The 23,161-nt window shown below is 71.1% G+C and carries 26 protein-coding genes; 12 read left to right on the top strand and 14 right to left on the bottom strand.

Annotated features, from left to right (window positions below; genetic code table 11):
• Positions 1-22: 22 nt before the first annotated feature.
• The 8 genes from HNR22_RS31210 to HNR22_RS07725 all read left to right on the top strand — a co-directional run bounded on the left by HNR22_RS31210 (position 23) and on the right by HNR22_RS07725 (position 7,117).
• Complete coding sequence (locus HNR22_RS31210; RefSeq protein ID WP_179779768.1) at positions 23-916, top strand: NmrA family NAD(P)-binding protein; 894 nt, start codon at positions 23-25, stop codon at positions 914-916.
• 72 nt (positions 917-988) lie between these two features.
• Entirely contained in the window at positions 989-2,104 is a 1,116-nt protein-coding gene (locus HNR22_RS07755; protein ID WP_179779767.1) for an acyl-CoA dehydrogenase family protein, read from the top strand.
• 28 nt (positions 2,105-2,132) lie between these two features.
• Entirely contained in the window at positions 2,133-2,492 is a 360-nt protein-coding gene (locus HNR22_RS07750; protein WP_179779766.1) for an antibiotic biosynthesis monooxygenase, read from the top strand.
• Positions 2,489-3,754, top strand: a complete 1,266-nt coding sequence (locus tag HNR22_RS07745) for a beta-ketoacyl-ACP synthase II (RefSeq protein WP_179779765.1) — start codon at positions 2,489-2,491, stop codon at positions 3,752-3,754. The genes HNR22_RS07750 and HNR22_RS07745 overlap by 4 nt, the downstream gene beginning before the upstream one ends.
• Positions 3,751-4,980 carry a ketosynthase chain-length factor gene (locus HNR22_RS07740; protein ID WP_179779764.1) on the top strand — a complete coding sequence of 410 codons (1,230 nt, stop codon included), beginning with the start codon at positions 3,751-3,753 and terminating at the stop codon, positions 4,978-4,980. The genes HNR22_RS07745 and HNR22_RS07740 overlap by 4 nt, the downstream gene beginning before the upstream one ends.
• A gap of 17 nt (positions 4,981-4,997) precedes the next feature.
• Positions 4,998-5,255 (top strand): acyl carrier protein, encoded by a 258-nt coding sequence (locus HNR22_RS07735; RefSeq protein WP_179779763.1) that lies wholly within the window; start codon positions 4,998-5,000, stop codon positions 5,253-5,255.
• A 3-nt stretch (positions 5,256-5,258) separates the two neighbouring features.
• The gene (locus HNR22_RS07730; protein ID WP_179779762.1) at positions 5,259-6,188 is read left to right on the top strand and encodes an SRPBCC family protein; all 930 of its coding nucleotides are present in this window, start codon (positions 5,259-5,261) and stop codon (positions 6,186-6,188) included.
• The gene (locus HNR22_RS07725) at positions 6,185-7,117 is read left to right on the top strand and encodes an MBL fold metallo-hydrolase (protein WP_179779761.1); all 933 of its coding nucleotides are present in this window, start codon (positions 6,185-6,187) and stop codon (positions 7,115-7,117) included. Before HNR22_RS07730 ends, HNR22_RS07725 begins: the two co-directional genes overlap by 4 nt.
• 40 nt (positions 7,118-7,157) lie before the next feature.
• Here the strand turns inward: HNR22_RS07725 and HNR22_RS07720 are convergent, their stop codons facing one another.
• A complete protein-coding gene (locus HNR22_RS07720) occupies positions 7,158-7,859 on the bottom strand; it encodes a TetR/AcrR family transcriptional regulator (protein ID WP_343059726.1) in 702 nt (233 codons plus the stop codon).
• 189 nt (positions 7,860-8,048) lie between these two features.
• On the opposite strand from HNR22_RS07720, the gene HNR22_RS31205 reads away from it, so the two are divergent.
• Both HNR22_RS31205 and HNR22_RS07710 read left to right on the top strand, forming a co-directional pair.
• Positions 8,049-8,498, top strand: coding sequence for a DUF6069 family protein (locus HNR22_RS31205; RefSeq protein WP_246380737.1), 450 nt, complete (start codon positions 8,049-8,051; stop codon positions 8,496-8,498).
• Between the two features lie 50 nt (positions 8,499-8,548).
• Complete coding sequence (locus HNR22_RS07710) at positions 8,549-9,421, top strand: NmrA/HSCARG family protein (protein ID WP_179779759.1); 873 nt, start codon at positions 8,549-8,551, stop codon at positions 9,419-9,421.
• Between the two features lie 71 nt (positions 9,422-9,492).
• Here the strand turns inward: HNR22_RS07710 and HNR22_RS07705 are convergent, their stop codons facing one another.
• The gene (locus tag HNR22_RS07705; protein WP_218907400.1) at positions 9,493-10,134 is read right to left on the bottom strand and encodes a DNA alkylation repair protein; all 642 of its coding nucleotides are present in this window, start codon (positions 10,132-10,134) and stop codon (positions 9,493-9,495) included.
• Between the two features lie 157 nt (positions 10,135-10,291).
• Here HNR22_RS07705 and HNR22_RS07700 point away from each other — a divergent pair, with 157 nt between their 5' ends.
• Positions 10,292-10,684 carry a YybH family protein gene (locus tag HNR22_RS07700; protein ID WP_179779757.1) on the top strand — a complete coding sequence of 131 codons (393 nt, stop codon included), beginning with the start codon at positions 10,292-10,294 and terminating at the stop codon, positions 10,682-10,684.
• A gap of 38 nt (positions 10,685-10,722) precedes the next feature.
• Complete coding sequence (locus tag HNR22_RS07695) at positions 10,723-10,938, top strand: helix-hairpin-helix domain-containing protein (protein ID WP_179779756.1); 216 nt, start codon at positions 10,723-10,725, stop codon at positions 10,936-10,938.
• A gap of 13 nt (positions 10,939-10,951) precedes the next feature.
• Here the strand turns inward: HNR22_RS07695 and HNR22_RS07690 are convergent, their stop codons facing one another.
• The 12 genes from HNR22_RS07690 to HNR22_RS07635 form a co-directional block, all read right to left on the bottom strand.
• Positions 10,952-11,458 (bottom strand): SRPBCC domain-containing protein, encoded by a 507-nt coding sequence (locus tag HNR22_RS07690; protein ID WP_179779755.1) that lies wholly within the window; start codon positions 11,456-11,458, stop codon positions 10,952-10,954.
• Positions 11,455-12,720 (bottom strand): RNA polymerase sigma factor, encoded by a 1,266-nt coding sequence (locus HNR22_RS07685; protein WP_179779754.1) that lies wholly within the window; start codon positions 12,718-12,720, stop codon positions 11,455-11,457. Before HNR22_RS07685 ends, HNR22_RS07690 begins: the two co-directional genes overlap by 4 nt.
• A complete protein-coding gene (locus HNR22_RS07680; RefSeq protein ID WP_179779753.1) occupies positions 12,717-13,073 on the bottom strand; it encodes a YciI family protein in 357 nt (118 codons plus the stop codon). Before HNR22_RS07680 ends, HNR22_RS07685 begins: the two co-directional genes overlap by 4 nt.
• Before the next feature lie 145 nt (positions 13,074-13,218).
• Entirely contained in the window at positions 13,219-14,457 is a 1,239-nt protein-coding gene (locus HNR22_RS07675; protein WP_179779752.1) for an MFS transporter, read from the bottom strand.
• A 249-nt stretch (positions 14,458-14,706) separates the two neighbouring features.
• Positions 14,707-14,988, bottom strand: coding sequence for a hypothetical protein (locus HNR22_RS07670; RefSeq protein ID WP_179779751.1), 282 nt, complete (start codon positions 14,986-14,988; stop codon positions 14,707-14,709).
• A 1,029-nt stretch (positions 14,989-16,017) separates the two neighbouring features.
• The gene (locus HNR22_RS07665) at positions 16,018-17,025 is read right to left on the bottom strand and encodes a hypothetical protein (protein WP_218906231.1); all 1,008 of its coding nucleotides are present in this window, start codon (positions 17,023-17,025) and stop codon (positions 16,018-16,020) included.
• A 103-nt stretch (positions 17,026-17,128) separates the two neighbouring features.
• Entirely contained in the window at positions 17,129-18,022 is an 894-nt protein-coding gene (locus HNR22_RS07660; RefSeq protein WP_179779750.1) for a nitroreductase family protein, read from the bottom strand.
• Entirely contained in the window at positions 18,019-19,089 is a 1,071-nt protein-coding gene (locus HNR22_RS07655) for a hypothetical protein (RefSeq protein ID WP_343059724.1), read from the bottom strand. Before HNR22_RS07655 ends, HNR22_RS07660 begins: the two co-directional genes overlap by 4 nt.
• An 11-nt stretch (positions 19,090-19,100) precedes the next feature.
• Positions 19,101-19,547, bottom strand: a complete 447-nt coding sequence (locus tag HNR22_RS07650) for a DUF4188 domain-containing protein (protein WP_179779748.1) — start codon at positions 19,545-19,547, stop codon at positions 19,101-19,103.
• On the bottom strand, positions 19,544-21,085 hold the full coding sequence (locus tag HNR22_RS07645) for a phenylacetate--CoA ligase family protein (protein WP_179779747.1): 1,542 nt from the start codon (positions 21,083-21,085) through the stop codon (positions 19,544-19,546). The genes HNR22_RS07650 and HNR22_RS07645 overlap by 4 nt, the downstream gene beginning before the upstream one ends.
• A gap of 95 nt (positions 21,086-21,180) precedes the next feature.
• Positions 21,181-22,125, bottom strand: coding sequence for an acyltransferase domain-containing protein (locus HNR22_RS07640; protein WP_179779746.1), 945 nt, complete (start codon positions 22,123-22,125; stop codon positions 21,181-21,183).
• A gap of 48 nt (positions 22,126-22,173) precedes the next feature.
• The gene (locus tag HNR22_RS07635; RefSeq protein WP_179779745.1) at positions 22,174-22,983 is read right to left on the bottom strand and encodes an IclR family transcriptional regulator; all 810 of its coding nucleotides are present in this window, start codon (positions 22,981-22,983) and stop codon (positions 22,174-22,176) included.
• Positions 22,984-23,161: the final 178 nt, after the last annotated feature.

Raw genomic sequence — 23,161 nt, 5'->3', positions numbered from 1 at the left:
CCGTCACCTCTGGAGGTCAACCGTGTCCCCTTCGGACAAGACCGTGCTTGTGCTCGGTGCCACCGGCAAGCAGGGCGGATCGACCGCCCGTCACCTTCTGCGGCGCGGCTGGTCGGTCCGCGCGTTCGTGCGTGACCCGAACGCCGCGAAGGCGCGGGCGCTGGCCGACCTGGGGGCGACCCTGGCGGTCGGCGACCTGGAGGACGCCGACTCGGTACGGCAGGCGATGAAGGACGCCTACGGGGTGTTCAGCATTCAGACCCCGATGAGCGAGCACGGTGTGGAGGGCGAGGAACGGCACGGCAAGACCTGCGCGGACGCGGCGAAGGAGTTGGGCGTCCAGCACTACGTGCACAGCTCCGTGGGCGGCGCCGAGCGGCCCGAGGGCATCAACTGGCGGCTGTCCAAGTTCGCCATCGAGCAGCGCATCGTCGAGAACGGGCTGCCGTTCACCTTCCTGCGCCCGTCGTACTTCATGGAGAACCTCAACCACGACATGTCGCCGCTGGTGCTGGTCGATGGCGAGTTGGTGTTCCGGCGCGGGCTGGGCCCGACCAACACCCTTCAGATGATCAGCGGGCCGGACATCGGCTACTTCGCGGCCGATGCCTTCGACGACCCGAAGCGGCACATCGGCGCCAAGATCGAACTTGCCGGTGACGAGGTGACCGGCGACGAGCTCGCCGCCGCGTTCGGCCGGCACACCGGCCTGCCCGCCCGGTTCGAGTCGGTGCCGCTGGACCAGCTGCACGCGGAGGGGCTGGTCTGGCAGTCCATTTCCTACCGGTGGCTCAACGGCATCGGCTACCACGCCGACATCCCGGCCCTGCGGGCCCAGTTCCCCGGGTTGCTCACCCTCGACCAGTGGCTGGCGAAGACCAACTGGCAGCCGATGCCGCCGGCCCCGGCCGAGTGACCGACCCACTGCCGCACGAGTCGCGTACGAGCGCGCGACGCCATGGTGAACCGAATCGATGAGGGGGCCGACATGCCGGACCTGTTGACGGCGACGCGAGACGTCGTCGAGCTGGCGGCCAAGAACGCCGCCGACGCGGAGATCAACCGCAGGCTGGACCCGGAGGTGGTCCGGGGAGTCGTGGAGGCCGGGTTCGCCAGGCACTTCGTGCCGACCCGGTTCGGCGGCCGGGCCGCGACCTTCACCGGGTTGATCGAGCCGGTCGCCGTGCTGGGCGAGGCGTGCGTGTCGACAGCGTGGTGCGCCTCGCTCACCGCGGCGCTCGGCCGGATGACCGCGTACCTGCCCGGCGAGGGTCAGGCCGAGGTCTGGTCCGACGGGCCGGACGCGCTGATCGTCGGCGCGCTGATGCCCCTGGGGCGGGCCGAGCCCACCGACGGGGGCTGGCGCCTGTCCGGCAGTTGGCCGTTCGTCAGCATCGTCGAGTACTCCGACTGGGCACTGGTCTGCGCGATGGTGCCCGGTGCGGACCGCCCGCAGCCGTGGTTCTTCGCGGTGCCGCGCGACACCTACCGGGTCGCCGACACCTGGCACACCATGGGCATGCGGGGCACCGGCAGCAACACGCTGATCCTCGACGACGTCTTCGTCCCGACCGGGCGCGGGTGCAGCCGGGAGAGCATCGCCAGCGGTGATGCGGTGGCCGCCGAGGCGATCTGCCACACCGTACCGGTGCGCGCCGTCAACGGTCTGGCCTTCGCCGTGCCGGTGCTGGGCGCGGCGCGGGGCGCGGCGGCGGCCTGGACCCCGTGGGTCGCCGAGAAGCTGACCGGCGGCCCGAACGCGATCTCCGCCCTGGACCGGGGCGCGTACGAGCAGACCCTGGCCCGGGCGCACGGCGAGATCGACGCGGCGCAGCTCCTGCTGGAGCGGGTGGCGCTGGTGGCGGACGCGGGCAACGTGACCCCGCTGGCGGTCACCCGAGGCTCCCGCGACTGCGCCCTCGCCGCCGAGACCCTGGTCGCGGCGACCGATCGACTCTTCACCACGGCAGGCACACGAGCCCAGGCCGAGAACAACCCGCTGCAACGGTTCTGGCGGGACGCGCACGCGGCGGCCAGCCACATCGGCCTGCAGTTCGGCACCGCGGCCAGCGCCTACGCAGCCCGGCTGCTCGCCGGTCGCTGACGACCACCACACTTCTCGGAGGCAGACAGTGGATCCGACCAGGACGGACGCGGGTTTCGTCGCGATCGTCACCTTCCCCACCGACGGCCCGGCGACGGCACGCAAGCTGGTCGAGCTGGCGACCGGGGGAGTCCAGGAGTGGATCCGGGCGGTGCCCGGGTTCCTCTCCGCCAACTACCACATCAGCTCCGACGGCACCCAGGTCGTCAACTACGCCCAGTGGAGCAGCGAGGCGGCCTACCGCGAGTCGTTCACGAACAACCCCAGGTCGGCCGAGGTACGGGCAGCGCTGAGCGCGCTTCCTGGCCTCACCGGTCCGCCACGCTCGGTCTTCTGCACGCTCGCCGCCAGCATCCTGCCGGCGCCGGCCCCGGAGGCGTCCGCGTGAGCCGCCGGGTCGTGGTCACCGGGATCGGCGTACGGACGCCGGGCGGCTCCGGCGCCGACCAGTTCTGGGACCTGCTCACCGCCGGCCGCACGGCCACCCGCCGGATCAGCTTCTTCGACCCCGCGCCCTACCGCTCCCAGGTGGCCGGGGAGTGCGACTTCGACGCCGAGGCCGAGGGTTTCAGCCCCCGGGAGATCCGTCGGATGGACCGGGCCACCCAGTTCGCCGTGGTGTGCACCCGGGAGGCGGTGGCCGACAGCGGTCTCGACCTCGACGGCGTTGACCCGCACCGGATCGGCGTGAGCCTGGGCAGCGCGGTCGCCGCGGCGACGAGCCTGGAGAACGAGTACCTCGTCCTGTCCGACCGGGGGCGGGAGTGGGAGGTCGACCCGACGCACCTGTCGCCGTACATGTTCGACTACCTCACCCCCGGCGCGATGCCGGCGGACGTGGCCTGGACGGTGGGGGCGGAGGGGCCGGTGGCCCTGGTCTCCAACGGCTGCACCTCCGGGCTGGACGCGGTGGGACACGCCGCGCAGCTCATCCGGGAGGGCAGCGCCGACGTCATGATCACCGGCGCGACCGACACCCCGATCACCCCGATCGTCGTGGCCTGCTTCGACGCCATCAAGGCGACCACTCCGCGCAACGACGAGCCGGAGCGCGCCTCCCGGCCGTTCGACGGCTCCCGCAACGGCTTCGTCCTGGCCGAGGGCGCGGCGATGTTCGTGCTGGAGACCCACGAGCGGGCGGTGGCGCGCGGCGCGCACATCTACGCCGAGGTCAGCGGGTACGGGGCGCGCAGCAACGCGTACCACATGACCGGCCTGAAGACCGACGGCCGGGAGATGGCCGAGGCGATCCGGGCCGCGCTGGCCGAGTCCCGGCTCGACGCGGAGGCGATCGACTACATCAACGCGCACGGCTCCGGCACCAAGCAGAACGACCGGCACGAGACCGCCGCGTTCAAGCGCAGTCTGGGCGAGCACGCGTACCGGACGCCGGTCAGCTCTATCAAGTCGATGGTCGGTCACTCGCTGGGGGCGATCGGCTCGATCGAGATCGCCGCCTGCGCGTTGGCCATCAAGCACAACGTGGTGCCGCCCACCGCGAACCTGCACGACGCCGACCCGGAGTGCGACCTGGACTACGTGCCGGTCGTCGCGCGGGAGCGCCGGCTCGACGCGGTGCTGACGGTCGGCAGCGGATTCGGTGGTTTCCAGAGCGCGATGGTGCTTACCCGGGTGGGAGGAACGCGATGACGACGGTGGTCACCGGGGTGGGCGTCGTAGCCCCGAACGGTCTTGGGGTCGACTCGTACTGGAAGGCCACGCTGGACGGGGTCAGCGGCATCGGGCCGCTGACCGGGTTCGACACGTCCCGTTATCCGGCCCGGCTCGCCGGGCAGATACGCGACTTCGACGCCCGCGACCACATCCCCGGCCGGCTCCTGCCGCAGACCGACGTCTCCACCCGCTACGCGCTGGCGGCGGCGGACCTGGCGCTGGCCGACGCTCAGGTGCGCACCGACGCGCTGCCCGACTACGACATGGGGGTGGTGACGGCGAACGCCCTCGGCGGTTTCGCCTTCACCCACCGCGAGTTCCACAAGCTCTGGTCGCAGGGGCCGGAGTACGTCAGCGTCTACGAGTCCTTTGCCTGGTTCTACGCGGTCAACACCGGCCAGATCTCCATCCGCAACGGCATGCGGGGGCCCAGCAGCGCCGTCGTCACCGAGCAGGCCGGCGGCCTCGACGCGATCGGGCACGCCCGGCGCACGATCCGGCTGGGCACCCCCCTGATGCTCACCGGCGGGGTCGACTCGGCGCTCGACCCGTGGGGCTGGGCCTCGCACCTGTCCAGCGGCCGGGTCAGCCTCGTCGACTCGGCCGACCGGGCGTACCGGCCGTTCGCCGCGGACGCCACCGGCTACCTGCCCGGCGAGGGCGGGGCCATCCTGGTGCTGGAGGACGAGGCCGCCGCGCGGCGGCGCGGCGCCGGCGCCGGTTACGGCAACGTCGTCGGGTACGCCGCCACCTTCGACCCGCCACCTGGCTCACCGCGTCCTCCGGCGTTGCGCCGCGCGGCCGAGGCCGCCCTCGCCGACGCCGGTATCGGGCCGTCCGACGTCGACGTGGTCTTCGCGGACGCCGCCGGCGTCCCGGAGCTGGACCGGACCGAGGCGCAGGCGCTGCGGGAGATCTTCGGTCCGCACGGCGTGCCGGTTGCCGCACCGAAGGCGCTGGTCGGCCGCCTCTTCGCCGGTGGGGGAGCGCTGGACGTCGTCACCGCGCTGCTGGCGATCCGCGACGGGGTCATCCCGCCGGTGCCGCACACCGTCGAGGTACCGGACGACTACGGCCTCGACCTCGTGCACGGCGAGCCCCGACAGGCCCCGCTGTCGTACGCCCTCGTCCTCGCCCGTGGCAAGGGCGGATTCAACTCCGCGGTCGTGGTCGGTCAGACCACGGCCGGACGTCACCACTGATCGAGAGGACCAGGTAGATGACCGACATCACCCTCGACGACCTCCGACGCGTCATGGCCGCCTGCGCCGGCGCGGACGAGAGCGTCGACCTCGACGGCGACATCATCGACGTGCCGTTCGAGGATCTGGGCTACGACTCCCTGGCCGTCATGGAGACGGCGGCGATCCTGGAGCGCGACTACAAGGTCACGATCCCGGACGAGAAGATCGCCGGCCTGCCCACCCCGCGGGCGATGCTGGACGAGATCCGGCACAGCCTGGCCACGGCGAGCTGAGCCGTGCCGTACCGGACCGAACACACGCTGACCGTCGCGGCGCCGCCCCGCGTGCTCTACGACCTGGCGGCCGACGTCACCCGCTGGCCGGCCATCTTCACCCCGACGGTGTACGTGCACCACCTGGACCGCTCGGAGTCCACCGAGCGGTTCCAGCTCTGGGCGCTGGTCGGCGGCGAGGTCGCGACCTGGACGTCGCGCCGGAGCCTGGATCCGGCAGGGCTGCGGATCAGCTTCACGCAGGAGCGCAGCCAGGCGCCCATCGCCTCGATGGGCGGCGAGTGGATCTTCCGTGCGGTGGACGGCGGCACGGAGATCCTGCTGGTGCACGAGTTCAGCGCCGTCGACGACGACGCCGATTCGGTCCGCTGGATCACCGAGGCACTGGACCGCAACAGCCCGGTGGAGTTGGCGGCTCTGGCACGGATCGCCACCACCGGGCACCCGGTCGAGGACATCGTCTTCACCTTCGCCGACGAGGTGCCGGTCGACGGCGCGGCGGCCGACGCGTACGAGTTCGTGAACCGCTCCGACCGGTGGCCGCAGCGGCTGCCGCACGTGGCCCGGGTGGTGCTGCGCAAGGTGGCCCCGGGTACGCAGGACATGGAGATGGACACCGTCACCGAGGACGGCTCGGCGCACACCACCAGGTCGGTGCGGGTCTGCACACCGGTCGAGCGGATCGTCTACAAGCAGTTGGTCCCGCCCCGGTTGCTGCTCGGGCACAGTGGCCGGTGGTTGTTCACCGACACCGACGACGGTGCCACGGTGACCGCGGAGCACACCGTTGCCATCGACCCGACCAGGGTGCAGGAGGTGCTCGGCGCGGGCGCCACGCTCGCCGACGCCCGCGAGTTCATCCGCTCCGCACTGGGTCGTAACAGCCGCACGACGCTGGCGCACGCCGGCTCGTACGCGGCTGCCCGACGATGACCGTGGCGGGGCCGGCCGTGGCGTCGGTGGCGGCCGAGTTGACCGAGGTGGCCGACGGGGTCTTCGCGTACACCCAACCCAACGGTGGCTGGTGCCTGAGCAACGCCGGCATCGTGACCGGGCCGGACGGGCTCCTGCTGGTGGACACCGCGGCGACCGAGCGGCGGGCCCGTGTCCTCGCCGACCGGATCTCCGGGTTGCGGGCCGGCCCGGTCCGCACGCTGGTCAACACCCACCACCACGGCGACCACACCTTCGGCAACCAGATCTTCGCGCCGTCGGCCACCGTCATCGCCCACGAGCGGGCCCGTCAGGAGATGGCCGAGACCGGGCTCGCGCTGACCGGGCTCTGGCCGGAGGTGCGGTGGGGTGACATCCGGGTGGTGCTGCCGGACGTCACGTTCGCGCACGAGTTGACGGTGCACGTCGGGGAACGCCGTGCCGAGCTGCTGCACGTCGGTCCGGCGCACTCCACCAACGACGTCGTGGTGTGGCTGCCGCACGAGCGGGTGCTGTTCGCCGGGGACGTGCTGATGTCCACCTGCACGCCGTTCCTGCTGTTCGGCTCGGTCTCCGGTGCTCTCGACGCGGTGGCGCGGCTGCGGGCGTTGCGGCCCCGCACGGTGGTCTGCGGGCACGGTCCGGTGACCGGCCCGGAGATCTTCGACGTCACCGAGCGTTACCTGCGGCGGGTCACCGAGGTGGCGGCCGAGTTATACCCGCAGGGGCGCACCCCACTGGAGGCGGCCCGCGAGTCGGACTGGTCGGAGTTCGCGCACCTGCTCGACCCCGAGCGGGTGGTGGGCAACCTGCACCGGGCGTACGCCGAGCTGGCCGGCGGCCCGCCCGGGGCGCCGTTGCCGGTGGCCGGGGTGGTGGCCGAGATGATCGAGTACAACGGGGGTCGGCCGTTGACCTGCCTGGCCTGACCGGCCGTCCCGCGCGTCGACAGGTGGCGCGCGGGACGGTTCAGGCCGGCTCGGCGTACGTCGACAGGCCCCGGAGGATGATCTCCATGCCCAGCTCGAAGCGCCGCTCCGAGTCCAGGGAGGTGATCGGCCCGGCCATCTGCGTCAGGTTGGGAAACCGGTCCGGGGGCAGTGAGGTCAGGTAGCCGTGGATCTGCGCCACGTACGCCTGCACGGCGCCGGTGTCCACGCCGTCGCCGGGAAAGGCGTCGTCGAGCGTCTCGGTGGTGACGAAGGAGGTCACCAGGTCTCCGGCGTAGGCGGCGATGTCGTCGGGCAGGCCCCCGGCGCGCATCAGCGCCATGGTGCGCTCCATCCCGACGACGCCGTTGCTGCCCAGCGGGATCCGTGACAGTGACACGCGGGCCAGGTCGCGGTGCGACCGGAAGACCCGGCGCAGTGAGCGCAGCATCTCCTTGACCTGCTCGGCCCAGCGTTCCGGGTCGGGTTCGGGGATCTCGACCTCGGCGAGCACCCGGTCGTACAGCAGGTCGAGCAGCTCGTCCTTGTTGGCGACGTGGGCGTACAGCGACGCAGGGCCGGTCTGGAGCTCCTGGGCGACGCGCCGCATGCTCAGCGCGTCGAGCCCTTCGCTGTCGAGGACCCGCAGGGCGGTGGTGACGATCAGCTCCTGGCTCAGCGGGGCCCGGGGTGGGGGCTTGGGGGGCGTCTGCCACGGCGGCGTGGGGATCGCCTGCGTCACGCGTGCCTCCATCGCTCGCTCGTCTGCGGGTCGACTCATCGTAGTTGACGGCATCCGGTGTTTGCTGTTAGAACGGTGTTCGTGCGTGGAACAGCGTACGCTGACCGCCGTGGAGAGGCTGAGATGAATTCCCCGACCGAGCAGGACGCGCCCGACGCGCGCTCCGGCGAGACAGCACGGAGACCCGCCATGGCCACCGACCTCGCGCCCGCCCCGTCCGCCTCCGGCACCCGACTGTGGCCGATCCGGCTCGCCGGGGTCGCCGGGGCCGTCCTCGTCGCCCTGCTCACCTGGGTGCTCATCGAGCCGGTCATCGGCCACGACCTGTACGCCCCGGCCCTCGGCTCGGACGAGCCACAGGACATCGGCGCGGTGGAGACCATCGCCGTCGCCCTGCTGCCCTCCCTGGCCGGGTGGGGGCTGCTCGCCGTCCTCGAACGGCTCGTTCCGCGGCGGGCCACGCTGCTCTGGACGGTCGCCGCCCTGGTGCTGCTGCTGGCCACCATGCCGTGGAGCGGCACCTTCCGCAGCGACGGCGACCACCTCTCGCTCGTGCTGCTGCACCTCGCGGTCGCCGCCGTCCTCATTCCCGTCCTGGCCTCGTCGTCGGCGCGGCGACGACCGGCCGGCACCCACTGACACCCGCAGCCGACCAGCCCGGCACGACCAACACAAGGAGAGACGCAGCCATGACCAAGGTTCTCGTCATCGGTGCCACCGGCAACCAGGGAGGAGCGGTCACCGACCTGCTCCTCGACCATGGCCACGAGGTCGTCGCGTACGTCCGCGCGCCCGAATCAGCCACCGCCCAGGCGCTCGCGGCCCGGGGCGTCCAGCTCGCCGCCGGCAACCTCGCCGACGCCGAGGCGCTCGGCCGGGCGGCCAGCGGCGTCGACGCGGTCTTCGGGCTCTCGGTGCCCTTCGGCGATGGCGGTAAGGAGGAGGAGATCGCCCAGGGGCGTCTGATCGTCGACACCGCGGCGCGTGCCGACGCCCACCTGGTGTATTCGTCGGTCCGGGGCGCCGACCAACTGGTGGACAGCGACATCGACCACGCCGACAGCAAGCAGGTGGTCGAGACGTACCTGCGGGGGCAGGACGTGCGATCCACTGTGCTCGGGCCGGTCTACTTCATCGAGAACGTGCTCAACCTGAACTTCAGCCGCCTGGGTGACGGCGTCCTGTCCAACCCCCTGTCGCCGGGCAAGAAGCTGGACCAGGTGACGGTCCTCGACATCGCCGGCCTGGCGGTGTACGCCATCGAGCACCCGGACGAGCTGGTGGGCAAGCGGATCGACCTGGCCTCCGACAGTGTGACCGGCGAGGAGGCGGCCCAGATCCTCAGCGGGGCGATCGGTCGGGAGATCCCGTACCGGCAGATGCCCATCGCCCAGGTCCGGCAGTGGGCGGGCGACGAGATCGCCGACATGTTCCAGCGCTTCGAGGAGAACACCGACTTCGTCGACGTGGCCGCTCTGCGGGCGCAGTTCCCGGGTGTGGCCTGGCACAGCTACGCCGACTGGGCCAAGACGGTCGACTGGGACCGGGTGCTCAAGGGCTGACGACGGGGCGGCGCGGGGAGGTCCGGGCGCTCCCCGCGCCGCCGCCACCATGGGCTGGTTCGACGCGCTGGTCAGGTGTGCGCGCGGCGCACCATCTCACTGATCCAGGTGGGCGCGTACGGAGATGTGCAGCCCGGGGATGTCGGGTAGTCCTTGAGCACCGCCAGGCGTTCGCCGATGTCGATCGCGCGAGCGCGGTGCGCGGCGTGCTCGATTCCGATCTGGGCCAGGCAGTGGTTCATCGCCCACTGGAGGCGATCCGGCGCGTCCTTCATCTCGCTCTCGATGACGTCGAGCAGTCCCGGCAGGTCGAGGCTCTCGGGCTTCTTCGTCACGCGCTCGGTGGTCAGCGCCCAGCCGGCGCTCGCGACCACCGGGTCCGGGTCGGCGCACCAGGCCAGGCGCAGCTCCTCGGCGTGCGGGCTCTTCTTCACCACGTAGTTCACGAGCCAGTCGTGCACCTTGGGCGCGCGTGCCTCGCGCAGCATGGCGTCCAGCTCGGCACGCTCGAACGCCCTGGGACGGCAGATCAGGAGCGCCAGCAGTCTCGCCGCGGTGTCGCCGGTCCTCCAGAGCTGGCGGGCGAGTTCCTGCTGCGTCTTGAGCCGCTTGGCGACCGCACGAAGCTTGCCGAGGTGCACACCGTGGTCGTCACCGTGTTTCGCGTTCACCTCGCGTGTCCGGTGGTCCTCCAGCGCGGCCAGTTCGGCCATCACCTCGGCCAGCACCGTGTCGGTCGGCGTCGTCGCGGTCACCGCAGCCTCCAGCTCTTCGGGTGTGAGATGCACCTTACGACGCAGTGGACCGGTGATGACCTGCGGCTGGTCGGTTCCTGCCGCGCGTGGCCCATCGAATGGCACAGTGGTGTCCATGGACCGGACGCACGTCAACGAGTGGCTCACCGCGTACGAGCGGGTGTGGCGGACGCCCGGCACGGACGCCTTGGTCACCCTCTTCACCGAGGATGCGAGCTACCAGCAGGGGCCGTACTGGACACCTGTCGTCGGCCTGCCGGCCATCGCCCAGATGTGGGAGAAACAGCGCAAAGGCCCCGACGAGGTGTTCCAGATGACCAGCGAGATCGTCGCGGTCGAGGGTGACACCGCCGTGTCGCGCCACGAGGTCCGCTACGGCGACCCGGTCGAGCAGGAGTACCGCGACCTGTGGGTCATGCGGTTCGCCGACGACGGACGTTGTCGGTCGTTCGAGGAGTGGCCGTTCTGGCCGGGACAGCAGCCGGCCAACCCTCCGGACGGCTCGTGACCCGAGGCTCGGCGGCCGGGGCGGACTATGGTGATTCCGTGAGTACCCGACAGGTGCCCGCGCCGATCGGTGACCTGCCGCCGATCGGGCGACCAGCCACCAGTGCCCTGCTCGAAGCCGGCATCACCACGCTCGCCCAGGTGGCCACCCACAGCCGCCGCGATCTGCTGGCCATGCACGGGGTGGGGCCGAAGGCGGTCGACATCCTGGCCGCCGCGCTGGCCGAGCGAGGGCTGGCCTTCGCGGCTTCGTAGAAGGTCCGCTGGCTCAGCCGGGCGGGTTGGCGCAGAGCGCCTCCAGCCGTACCAGCGTCGCGGTCATGCTCGGGATCCAGCCGCGGCCGCCGTCCATCGCCGCCTGCTCGTCCGCCGGCAGCCGGGAGCAGTCGTAGGTCTCGGTCACGATGGTCGCGTCCGGGCCGTCGGGGGTCAGCTCGTAGGTCCACCGGTGTCCCCAGCGCGTCCGGGGAGTGGCACCGGGTGCGGTGTCCGGGTGGCCGCGACCCGGCTCCGGCCTCCAGCCGATGCGCCGGTTCACCTCGTACTCGACGACGTGGTTGTTCATCTCGTAGTCGCCGTACCGCGAGTAGTGCATCCTCATCACGAAGACGTCGCCGACGGCGGCGACCACCGCGTCCGATACGGCACCCCGCAGCATTCCGGAGCCGTCGAGATCGGTGTGTCGCCGAGGATCCGCGAGGATCCGGAAGATGTCGGCCGCTGGTGCGGCGATCCGCCGGGACACCGCGATGGGCTCGGCCCGACCACCTGTCACCGGTACGCCTCCTCGAAGGTGATCGTCGCCGACGCCTGGCGCTGAACGTCGCCGAGCCGTTCGGTGAGGAAGGCGCGTTCGACCTCGTTGTCGGTGTGGGCCAGGGCCGCCTGGTAGGCGTCCGCCGCCGGTGCCCACCGGTCGAGTTGGCGCAGGAAGTCACCACGGGCGGCGCTGAGGTAGCCGTAGGTGGCCAGGACCGGTTCGGCGAGCAGTGGCGTCAGCGCGTCGAGACCGGCCTGCGGCCCGTCGCGCAGACCCACGGCCACGGCACGGTTGAGCTCGACCACCGGCGAGGGCCAGAGCTGGAGCAGGACGTCGTACAGCCCGACGATCTCCGCCCAGTCGGTGTCCTGCCAGGTCGGCGCCTCGGCGTGCACGGCGGCGATCGCGGCCTCGACGGCGTACCGTGTCGGCGGCCTGCGGCGCAGCGCGACGGTCACCAGGGCGACCCCCTCGCTGATGAGCCGGGTGTCCCAACGCCCGCGGTCCTGCTCGGAGAGCAGTTGCAGCCGCCCGGTGGCGGACAGGCGGCTGTCGTCACGCGCGTGGATGAGCAACAGCAGCGCGAGCAGGCCGCTGATCTCCGTGTCGGTCGGCATGAGCAGGTGCAGCATGCGGGCGAGGTTGATTGCGCTGTCGACCAGGTCACGGCGGACGAGGTGCGCGCCGCTCGGCGCCGTGTGGCCGGTGGTGAAGATCAGATGGAGGACCTCGAGGACGGCGCTGACGCGCCCGGCGAGGTGGTCGGGCGACGGCACACGGTACGGGATACGGGCAGTGGTGATCTTCTTCTTGGCCCGGGTGATCCGTGCGGCCATGGTGGTTTCCGGCACCAGGAACGCGCGGGCCACTTCCGCCGTGGACAGGCCGCACACCAGCCGCAGCGTCAGCGCGACCTGGGCGTCGCGGGACAGGGCCGGGTGACAGCAGGTGAAGACGAGTCGGAGCCGGTCGTCATCGAGGCCGTCCTCGGGGCCGGGCACCGACTGGTCGGTCACCAACTGCGGTAGAGCCCGACGCAACGCCGACTCGCGGCGCAGCACATCCAGCGCCCGGTTGCGGGCGGTGGTTGTCAGCCACGCACCGGGGCGATCGGGAATGCCGATCTGCGGCCAGACCCGCAGCGCCTGGGCGTAGGCGTCCTGGGTGCACTCCTCCGCGAGATCGAGGTCCCGGGTCAGGCGTGCCGTCGCGGCCAACAACTGGGCCCAGTCGCGGCGGTGCGCCTGCGTGACCGCCGCGACGACCTCGGCGCTCATCCGTGATCGACCACCGGACGGATCTCCACCCCGCTGTGCCCGGCGGAGACCTCGTACAGCCGCGAGGCCAGGCTGATCACCTCGTCGAGGTCGGGGGCTTCGATCAGGTAGTAGCCGCCCACTGCCTCCTTGGTCTCCAGGAACGGCCCGTCCGTGATGGCCAGCCGACCGTGCGGGTCGGTGCGCAGTGTGGTCGCGACGGCCGCCGGCTCCAACTGCTGGCCGTCGAGGACGGCCGGACCGGCTGCGGCGCAGAAGGCGCTGTGCGCCTCGTCGCGCTTCTGCAACTCCTGCGGTGACATCGCGGCCCACTGCCGCTCGTCGCCGTTGATGAGGATCAGGTACTTCGCCATGTCGCATCCCATCGTGTGGAGCCCGGCCGGGCCCGTCTACCTCACCGACGAGTCAACCTGATCGCCGATCGACAAACGAGGGGATCAATTTTGCCGGGTGAACCGCCGGCGGCGACGCCCGCCGGCCCACCGCTCTGCTGCACGTTCACACCCGGGCTTTGGCGGGTTCCGCGGGGGCGTCGAGCGGCAGGTCGCGCAGCCGGCGGATCGGGGTCGACAGGTAGATGATGGGCGACAGCACGGTGAGGGCCCCGAAGATCAGCAGGGTGGTCCGGGCGCCGAGCGGCCCGGCGAGGAGGCCGGCAAGCAGGCTGCCGAGCGGGATGGCGCCCCAGGAGACGAACTTGACCGTGGCGATCACACGCGACAGGAGGTCCGGCGGGCTGGCGAGCATCCGGTAGGTGCGGGTGGTCACGCTGAGCACCACCGAGGAGCCGGCGAAGACGAGGTTCCCGATGGCGAAGGCGAGATAGGCGCCGGTGCCGCTGCCCAGCGGAATGACGAGCGCCCCGGCCACCCCGACGACGGCCGCGATGACCAGGCCGCGTGCGGTGCCGACCCGGTCGGTGAACCGGGTTGTCAGCGCGGCGCCCACGAGCGTGCCGAGTCCGTCGGCGGCGAGCAGCAGCCCGACCATGAGTGGCGACGCGTGCAGCTCGCGTATCAGGTAGTACGGGAAGAGCGCGAGCATGCCGCCGCAGACGAAGTTCGTCGCTGTGGCGTCCCACATGGAGGGTCCGATGATCGGGTGGCGGAGTACGAAGCGCCAGCCCTCGCGGATCATCGTGACCATCGGTGGCCGCTCGGCCGGTCGCAGCAGACGCCGGGCCGGAAGGGTGCGCAGCAGCACGGCGGAGATCAGGTAGCTGACGGCGTCCACGAACAGCGTCGGCACCGCGCCCAGTAGCTGCACCGCGAGTCCGCCCAGTGACGGCCCGCCGAGTTGGGTGGCGGCATAGGTGCCGGAGTTGAGGCTGTTGCGCGCCTGCAACTGCGCGGCCGGCACGATCTCCGGCAGGAAGGTCTGGTTCGCCACGTCGAACAGCACGTTGGCGAAGCTCACGACCAGGGCGACCACGATCAGTTGGGCCACCGTCAGGGCGTCGAACCACCAGGCCAGGGGCACGGACGCGATGGCGAGGGCCCGGATCAGATCCAGGGCGACCTGCGTGCCGCGCAGCGGCACGCGCTGCACGATCACCCCCGCCGGCAGGCTGATCAGCAGGTACGCGAGGTAGCCGGCCGCCGTGATCAGACCCATTTCGAGGGCCGAGGCGTCCAGCACGGTCAGCGCGGTGAGCGGCAGGGCGACCCCACCGATCGCCGAACCGAGGTGACTGGTCGTGCCGGCGCCCCACCAGCGCCAGAAGGCAGTAAGTCTCATAATGGAACTCACTATAGTGGCGCGTGCGTCGGGAGCACCACGGCTAAGGGTCTGTTTCATAAGGGCGGTCGAGCCGAGGCGGAGTCCGGGCGGCGATCCGGCAAGGCGCGGTTTCGTCCGGATACCGGTGTTGTATCCGGACGAAACCGCAACGCCGCCGGGCGTCGTCCGGGCCCGCCGCAGGCCGGCCAGTCCTTATGAAACAGACCCTAAGCGCCCCGTCCGTTGTGGACGGGGCGCTTGAGCGATTCAGCCGAGTTGCGGGTCGAAAGCCGATCGGTCCTCGTGAGCCGTCGACGCCGGGGCGGCTACCTCGATCCGGGGTGACCGGTCCGGCGGAAGGTGGGCGGGGTCGGCGATCACGACCACATCCACTTCACCGTCGATCATCTTCTGCTCGACGGTCTCCCAGGGTGCCCGGACGATTCCCTTCAACCGGTAGTCGTGTTGGCGAAGGTGTGCGAGACACATCGCGACGGCGGGCTCCGACGGTTCGATGTCGGCGGGGATCCAGACAACGGCTATTTCCATGATCTCTCCTGATCAACGTCGTGGACGCGGCTGACTGATCAGGAGTTGCCGTGGCGGCGGAGGGCCCCGCTCCACGGGTCGGCTGGTGGCGCGCATGTCGACGGCGGCGACGGTGAGCCCCCGGGACAGCGGCGAGATGGATGGCGGACATTCAGCTGCCGAGGTCGGCGAATCGACACCGCCGGCGCCGACGCCGGTGGGTGCGGACGCTACAGCCAGCACGAATGCCGGCAGCCCCGGCTCGGGGCGGGCCGGTGGGCGCGGCGTCGGCACGGGGACCGCGGTCATCGCCACCTGCGTGTGACCCGCCGTCCGGGCCCGATCCCGCGCGCGGCCGTCGACGCTGCCGTGGGGGGTACCCCGGGACACCGTCGCCGTCCAGGAGGGCGGCGGTGCTGGCGGTGCCGACGGCGGCGGTGGTGAGGCAGCCCGAGAAGCCGAGGCGGACGGGACGGGGGCGGCAGGCGGCGAGGACGACGACGGCACGCTTGGCCGCCGGGTCGGTATGGCGGCGGGGAGCTTGGCCGACGTCGAAGGCAGGGGGATCGCTGATCGCAGCGGCAGGGGAGTGGCTGACGGCAGCGGCAGAGGGGTGGCTGACGGCAGCGGCAGGGGGATCGGCAGCGGCGACTCGACCACGTCGGGCAACAGCGCCTCGATGACATTCGGCGAAGTGGCGGCCGTCGCGGGGTGGGGACCGGTTGGCAACGGCACCGGTAGTGGCGGCGTCGAATCGGCGCGAGCGGGGTCAGCGCCGAGAGCCGCGCCCAGGGCCACCGCCCCGAGCGCCACCGCGGGCAGGCTGTGCCTCAGGCGCATCGCACAGGGGCCGCGGAGAGCCGTGCCGCCAGCCGTGCCCGGTCCGAGTCAGCGGTCCAGCACCGCTGGCCGAGCGGTCGCTCCTCGCTCCCCGTCGTCCGATCCATGTGCGTTCCTTGCCCCCGGAAAACGCGGGCTACACCTTCCGTCGCGCGGCGCCTGGCCAGAGGCCCGTCCACGGACGACGACGCACCCTCTAGGGTGGACCAATCACACCGCAAGATCGCGCGGTGTCGGCGGCTGACGGAGGGCGTCGCCGATGATCCCCGGCCTGCGCCGGGCCACCCCCGCGAGGAGGTCCGCGACCTGGACGCGCGGATCGTCACGGGAGTCGACCATAACGAGGCCAGCCAGGGGCGACACGTCGTCCGGCAGAGCCCAGGTCGTGTCAGCTGCCGCCGACGATGCGCCACCGCCGGCCATCATGCGCTGAAGGCGGGTCAGTCGATCGGCCGTCAGGGCGCTCTGCTCGTCGTGGGTCACCAGCACCTGCCGCTGGCCGCCGCTCCAGGACAGGACCGTTTCCGCCAGCGCCGGCAGCAGCGGTTCCAGCGGCGGGGGCACCGACCGGTCGTCGTCATCGAGCCGGGCCACCACGGCCCGCACATGATCCGGGTCGAGCCCTTCGAGGACGGCGTCGGCCGCCGCGCCGAGCCTGTGGTGCAGCAGCGTGTCCCGGGCCTGGAAGAACCGCTGCACCGACTGCCGCACCGGCACCCGCCGCTTCATCCGGACGAGGTCGACGAACGCGGCCAGGAAGGCACCCCAGTCGCTGCCGGCCGAGTGTCTGGCCGCGTAGAGGGCGAGAGCGGTCGGCCGCTGGTCGAGCGCCAGCCGGGTGCCGGCCGCGTACGACGGCTCGGCCAGCAGGAAGTCGACGATCCGGGTGACGAGGAAGAACTCCTTGTCGATCAGGTGGACGTGCGCGCGACCGGTCAGCGCGGTCAGGAACCACTCCAGGGCTTCGTCGGCACCCGAGCCGCGCAGGAACCGCCCGGACTTGAGCTCGTGTGGTGAGAACCGGAACCCCGACCGCAGCTCAGTGATGAGCGCGACCGCCTCGTCGACCACCAGGTCGACACTCGCGTGCGTGATCACCGGAGCGGTCGAGTGCAGCAGGTTGGTGCCCGAGAATCCCGACTCGTCGCAGGCGATCTCCACGACGGCGCCCACCACCGCGTCCCGCAGCGGCAGCCCGCCCTGAAGTGGCGATCTCACCCGCGAGCTCCCGCCATGCCGACCATGGTCACCCGTGCACCCGCACAGAACAACCCGATTGTGTACGGGGCGTGAGCTGACCGGGCCGGGGAGGGGCGTCTTGCTAGCGTCGCGCCGAGCGGACCGGCTCGGCGAGGGGTCGGCCGACGCGGAACACCGCGAGCGGTTCTCCGCCCACTCGCTCGGCGAGCCGGCTGGCGGTCGCCGGGCAGTCGACGAGCTGGCTGAGTGGATGGACCGCCAGGCCGTGCCGGGCGAGCGTCAACCACGTACGCAGAAGGCGCCGGCCTGCGGCGACGCGGTCGTCGTCGTCGGCGAGCAGCACCAGGACGCTGCCGTCGTAGCGCAACAGACCGCGGCCGCTGGCGGCCAGCAGCGCCGGGAGGCCCAGCCGGCGGGTGACCGGGTACGCGCGGAGCGCGGCGGACAGGAACCGTGCCTCGTACCGGGACAGGGCGAGCGCCCGGTCGGTGAGGCCGTCGAGGTGGTATCGAGGGTGGGCCGGGCTCAGTCGCAGCCAGTCACGTAGCTCGGCCGCGACGGCCGGCGTGCCGAAGAGCCACCGGTCGGCGACCACCAGGTCCGACACGAGATCCCGGGTCGGGACGTGCGCGATGCCGGGGCCGAGTTCGGCGATGACGGCGGCGTCGACGCGCCCGGGCGCGTACGGGCCACGGGCGACCCGGCGGGCCTCGACGTCGGCGATGGTGAACGGAGTCGCGTAGCGGTCCGCTGCGGGGACCAGTCGCGGGCCGGGGGCCGCGGTGACGGTGAGACCGAGCTCGGCGGAGACGATGAGGCACGTCTCGACGAACGCGCCGATGCCGAGGGCCAGGTCCCGCCCGGTCGGGTCGGAGTCGGGCAGGCTGCGGGCAGGGTCGATGCCGATGGTGATCTCGTCCGGGTGGTACTCCGGTCGCCAGGGCTGCGTGTTGTGCGCGCTCGGTGCCCGGCGGCAGATCGCCTCGTTTTCCCGCAACCGTTCGACCCAGCTCACGCGACCGCCGCTTTCTCGTAAAAGGTGTACCCGTGCAGTGGCCGGCCCCCGGCCCGCCGGTACTGAGCGGCCGAGGCGATGTTCGCCCGTTCGACGAAGGTGCTGCGCAGCGTCCGGTAGCCGAAGCTGGCGAGATTGCGGTGCAGCTCCCGGGACAGCAGCGTCAGGTACCCCTTGCCCTGCTCGTCGGGGACGGTGCCCTTGATGATGAGGACGGCGTCGCTGCGGTAGCGGCGGCGGGTGGCGAGCAGCCGGAGCTGATTGGGTATACCGAGCCGGCCACCGACACGCATGAGGTACTCGGAGATGTCCGGCACGGTGACGACGAACGCGACCGGCCTGCCGGCCTTCTCCAGCCAGAGGAGCAGTGCCTCGTCCAGCAGGAACGCGAGACCATCGGTCTGCTCCGCCAACTGCTCGGCGGAGATGTCGGTGTAGTAGCCGAGTTGCGCGAAGCTCGCGTTGAGCATTCGCCGCAGGATCGGCAGTTGGCCGCGTAGCCGCCACCGGGAGCCGTGCCGGACGACGAGCTGTTCGGCGGCGATCCGAGCGTCGTCGAAGACGAAACCGTGGTCCTGGTCCGCGACGGCCGTGCCGTGGACGTCGACCAGCCAGGTGTCGGCCTCGAAGCGACGGTGGAAGCCGTGCCGTTCGTACATGTGCGGGTAGTAGGCGGGGTTCCACGCGGAGTCCACGAAGCCGCGGTCGGCGAAGCCCGAGGTGATCACCCCACCGGTCTGGTTGGGCAGCAGTGCCACCGGTCCGAACAGACCGCGACCGTCGGCCCTGGTCTCGACCGCGTCCATGATGGCGGCGAAGACGTCGTCATCATCGACGAACTCGGTGTGCCCGAACAGCTGTCTGGGGCCCACCTTGGCGTCGAAGGCGGCGCTGCGGTGCATGCTGGTGCGCCCCACGACCACACCGTGGCGGTCGCGGACCAGGAACAGGTCGGCGGTGCGGCGGTGGGCCGCGATGACCGACGACAGCAGGGGTACGTACCGGTCGCTCGGGTGCAGCCGCAGCGGGAAGTCGACGAACGCCCGCAGGTCGGTCCGCGACCGCACCGGAACCAGTCTCATCCGCGGTGCACCGGTGGGCCGGCCGCCTCGGTGGAGAGCGGGGTGAAGGTCGGTATGTGCGCCATGCCGTCCGACTCGGCACGCCAGACGCCGTTGCTGTAGCCCTCGGGCTCGGCGTTGTACAGGCGGATGTAGCCACCGGTCGCGTTCGTGGTGCCGTGATCGGTCACCCAGCACATGAGGTCGCGGTGGTGGCGGCTGCGGGCGAACGTCAGCAGTGCGTCGCGGTCGCTGAAGAAGGCGATGGTGCCGAGCGTGAAGGGAAACTGGTAATACACGGTGTGCCAGCGGTACCCCTTCATCCGTCGCATCTGCCGGACCATCCGGAACCAGGTCCGGGTGAGCGTCAAGATTGAGCGCGGCCCCCGGTAGCGGGTGGCCCCGACGAACATGGCGGTCGCCTGCCCCACCGGGGGAGCCGCGGAGAAGTCGGTGGTCCTCATGCCGGCACGCCCCTCACCAGGTAGACGTTCTTGATCGTGGAGGCGGCGCCGGCGAACGGGCCGGTGCCGTACTCGTGGATCTCCACCCGCAGGTCGGCCGCGGACGGGTCCTCGGCGAGGGATTCGGCGAAGTCCCGACTGACCTCGGCGAGGTGACGCAGCACCCCCGCACGGCAGGTGTGGACGAGGGCTCGCCGCTCGTCGGGGCCGAGCGCAACGCCGTCGCGAAGTTGCAGGTTGACCACCGGTCGACTCTCCAGGTCGGCCTGCTCGATCACCTGGAGGCAGAAACTCTGCAACAGGTGCGCCTGGGGGTTGCCGGTGTAGAGGCCGTACTCGACGTCCTGCGGGTAGATGTTGGCGCCCATGTAGGAGATCGTGCTGTCCTTCCGGCCGTACAGGAACAGCAGCGGCAGCCGCATCCGGTCGACCTGCCAGGCGCGGTCCGCGGCGGCCCGCGCGGCGGGGTCGGTGATCGCGGCCACGACATCGGGGTACGAGATCAGCCGGCCCTCGTCGCCGATGTTGTAGCGGACCCGGGGATTGAGCACCGCCGTCGAGTTGATGGTGCAGAGCACCTCGTTGTCCGCAGTGGTCTCCAGGTAGGTCTCCAGCGGGTTGTACTGGAAGATCATCGGCAGCCGGTGCTCGTCGGCGCCGAGCAGGGCTGCCCGCAGTGCGGCGTCGGTCCGAAGGCGTCGCCGTACCCAGACGCTGAAGTCGCTCTCCCCGGCGATGCCGATGGTGAGGTCGCTGGCCCCGTAGCCGGAGCGCACCTTCAGGAAACGTTCCTGAAGGTAGTCGCGCAGCGCCTCGGTCATCCCCTCGCCGCCCACGAGACCGCTGATGCGGTAGTCGGCCCACGGGAAGTCCTCGGCGTCGAGCTTGTCGCGCAGGTGCTTGAGGAACGGCGGGTACGCGGTCACGATGTAGTCAAAGCCGGGCCCGAAGTAGCGCAGGGTGTCCGCGATCTTCTGGAGGTCGGGCCCGGTGTTCTTCACCATCGCGATGGTGGACATGGCGATGCCGGTGTTGGTGCCGGTGGCCCAGGCGCCCATCGAGTACGCGTTGATGACGAACCGCCGCTTCGACGGGAACACCATGGTCGCGTAGCCGGCCAGGTTCTTGTGCACCGACCGCAGCTCACGCCGGCTGCGGATCCAGTTGAACGGCTGCCCGGACGAGCCCGACGACTCGTCGACCACGCTGCCGGCGATCTCGATCTCACCGTGCCGGCAACGCTGCGCCTCCGGGTACGCCTGCACGTACGACCGCTTGTCCGTCGGGGGGTACGACGACAGGTCGAACCACCGGAACCGCCAGTTGCCACGGCGCAGGAAGTCGCCGTACGCGGGAACGTCGATCGCGGCGAACTGGCACGTCATCCAGGCGTGCAGCCGGGCGAAGTGACCCATGTACGGGCGGTACTGACGTGCCGTGAGCCGCCACACCGCCGGGTGGATTCGGTAGAGCGTATAGAGCCAGGTCAGAGCGAAGCTCGCGGATCGCAGCGTCCACCGGCGCAGGAAAGTGACCACGCGGCCACGCTATCGAGCCGTCGATGCCGGCGAATGACGGCGGGTACTCAGGCGTCGCTGAGTACGTCGTGCGGATCCGGGTTCGTCAACCGGCATCAGATCGGGAAGCGCCCGCGGCGCCACTGCCAGTGCCGGCCGGCCTTCAGATGGTCGATGATCGCGCGCTGGAGCACGCTGCCGCGGGGCAGCTCGTCTAGTGGGGTGGTGAGGCTGCGGAACCCGAACCGCAGCACCTCCACGTCGGCGTCGGGGCCCTCCTGCTCGTCGTAGGGCTCCAGCTCGAATCTCCGCTGGAACCGGACGATGTTGGAGTCCTCGGGCAGGTACTCCCGCAGCTGCGGGTCGAGCAGCCAGGACCCGCAGGCGAAGGCCGTGTAGTGCTCGTCGGGAAAGTGGCGGGGGAAGAACGCGCGGGCCTCATCGAGCGACGCCGCGACCGCCTCCGGGGTCAGCGGTCCCGACTCGGGGATGTGCAGGTCGATGGCACCGTCACCGCGCTGGTGCTGCAACCGCCCCAGCTCATAGAGGCCACCGCGCGCGTGCAGGGTCAGCCAGCTCTGCATCACCGGCCAGCCCTCGCCGCGCATCCGCCGGTCGACCGCGAGGTTGCGGCCCAGGTCCGCCAGGGTCACCCAGGACACGGCGTCGGCGATGCCGTGATCGCGGTGGTACGCCGTGACGACGTCGACCAGGGCCAGGTACGCGTACGCGTAGAGATGCCGCCACGCCGGGCCCCGCTCGCGCGGCAACTCCGGCCCCGGCGACAGCCAGCCGTGGCCCCCGAGGTCGGCGCGGACCAGGGCGATCGACCGGTCGAGCAGCCAGCGCAGCTCCGGGGTCCAGTGTGGTGAGTCGGGGTCGGGCCAGCCAGCCATGATCTCGGTGGTGTCATCCGGTGGCACCGCGAGACGGCCGAGAATCGCGCGCGCGTCGGCCTTGTCGGGCAGCGGTGCCGACGGCCGATCACCGGCGAGTTGGTGCACGCGTTCGACGTCCTCGACGGGCACCCCGAGTCGGGCGGCGGTCTCGTCCAGCTCCACGGCGGCGATTCTAACGGTCGTCGGGCTCGCCCTCCTGCCGCTGTTTCGTCAGCTGGTTGTGTTCGTCAGACGGTCGTCGTCGGCCGAGCCGTCCGTGCTCGCGGGTGACGGAGGTGTGTAGCCCAGTTCGGACGAGATCTGGTCCGCGGTCCTCAGCAGGAGCGGAAGGGCGCTCTTCAACTGGTCGAGGCTCGCGATGACCTCGATCGCCGTCATCGAGACGGCGGCGATGACCTGCCCTCGTGAATCCCTGATCGGTGCGGCGACACACATCACGTACGCGTCGTGTTCGCCGTTGTCCGTGGCCCAGCCCTGTTCCCGGATGCGGGCCAACTCGGTCGCGAGAGATTCGGGGTCGGCGAAGGTGGTGTTGGTGAACCGTTCGAAGACGACGGGGGAGATGAGACGGTCGCGCTCCTCCTGGGGTCGGTAGGCCAGGATCGTCTTGCCGACGGCGCTCGCGTAGATCGACACCGCGCGGCCCACCCGGGACGGCAGCTTGACGGCGTCGAACGCCGGGCTGTCCACCTTGTCGATGTAGATGATCTCGTCGCCGGTCAGTTGCGCCAGGTGCACGGTGTGGCTGGTCTGGCGTTGCAACGTACGCAGGTGTGCGGCGGCGAACTGGCGTAGGTCCATCGAGCCGAGCGCGAGCTCGGACAGCTCGATCACGCCACTGCCGAGCACGTAGGTGCCCGCGCCGGTCCGGCGTACGAAGCGCGCGGACTCCAGTGTCTGCAGGATCCGCAGGGCCGTGGACTTGTGGACGCCGAGCACGTCTGCCGCCTCCGTGAGCGACAGCGGGTGCTCCGCCGACCGACGGACGAGGTCGATCGCACGGCGAATCGATTGCGCCAAGGCCCTGTCTCCCTCCGCGCGGCGGAGCATGACCGCCACTGCGATTGCATAATACGCAATGCGGTTCACGTCACGCGCAACCGACGCTTGACAGCGTTGCACATGGCGCTACGATCGTTGCAAATTCATCGACTGACGCTGACTCGTATCCACTCCGGATGTATCAGGACGCCGTCTG

It is taken from the genome of Micromonospora jinlongensis (genome assembly GCF_013410645.1).
Classification (GTDB): domain Bacteria; phylum Actinomycetota; class Actinomycetes; order Mycobacteriales; family Micromonosporaceae; genus Micromonospora; species Micromonospora zamorensis.
The sequence above is the reverse complement of the archived record's forward strand: the minus strand, read 5'-3'. Positions and strand labels throughout refer to the sequence as shown.

Excerpts from the sequence above, each read along its gene's own strand:
- HNR22_RS07650 (WP_179779748.1), bottom strand. The coding sequence starts at position 19,547 with ATGAGGACCACCGACTTCTCCGCGGCTCCCCCGGTGGGGCAGGCGACC.
- HNR22_RS07710 (WP_179779759.1), top strand. The coding sequence starts at position 8,549 with ATGACCAAGGTTCTCGTCATCGGTGCCACCGGCAACCAGGGAGGAGCG.
- HNR22_RS07700 (WP_179779757.1), top strand. The coding sequence starts at position 10,292 with ATGGACCGGACGCACGTCAACGAGTGGCTCACCGCGTACGAGCGGGTG.
- HNR22_RS07725 (WP_179779761.1), top strand. The coding sequence starts at position 6,185 with ATGACCGTGGCGGGGCCGGCCGTGGCGTCGGTGGCGGCCGAGTTGACC.
- HNR22_RS07705 (WP_218907400.1), bottom strand. The coding sequence starts at position 10,134 with ATGGCCGAACTGGCCGCGCTGGAGGACCACCGGACACGCGAGGTGAAC.
- HNR22_RS07670 (WP_179779751.1), bottom strand. The coding sequence starts at position 14,988 with ATGGAAATAGCCGTTGTCTGGATCCCCGCCGACATCGAACCGTCGGAG.
- HNR22_RS07740 (WP_179779764.1), top strand. The coding sequence starts at position 3,751 with ATGACGACGGTGGTCACCGGGGTGGGCGTCGTAGCCCCGAACGGTCTT.
- HNR22_RS07755 (WP_179779767.1), top strand. The coding sequence starts at position 989 with ATGCCGGACCTGTTGACGGCGACGCGAGACGTCGTCGAGCTGGCGGCC.
- HNR22_RS07675 (WP_179779752.1), bottom strand. The coding sequence starts at position 14,457 with ATGAGACTTACTGCCTTCTGGCGCTGGTGGGGCGCCGGCACGACCAGT.
- HNR22_RS07685 (WP_179779754.1), bottom strand. The coding sequence starts at position 12,720 with ATGAGCGCCGAGGTCGTCGCGGCGGTCACGCAGGCGCACCGCCGCGAC.
- HNR22_RS07735 (WP_179779763.1), top strand. The coding sequence starts at position 4,998 with ATGACCGACATCACCCTCGACGACCTCCGACGCGTCATGGCCGCCTGC.
- HNR22_RS07680 (WP_179779753.1), bottom strand. The coding sequence starts at position 13,073 with ATGGCGAAGTACCTGATCCTCATCAACGGCGACGAGCGGCAGTGGGCC.
- HNR22_RS31205 (WP_246380737.1), top strand. The coding sequence starts at position 8,049 with ATGGCCACCGACCTCGCGCCCGCCCCGTCCGCCTCCGGCACCCGACTG.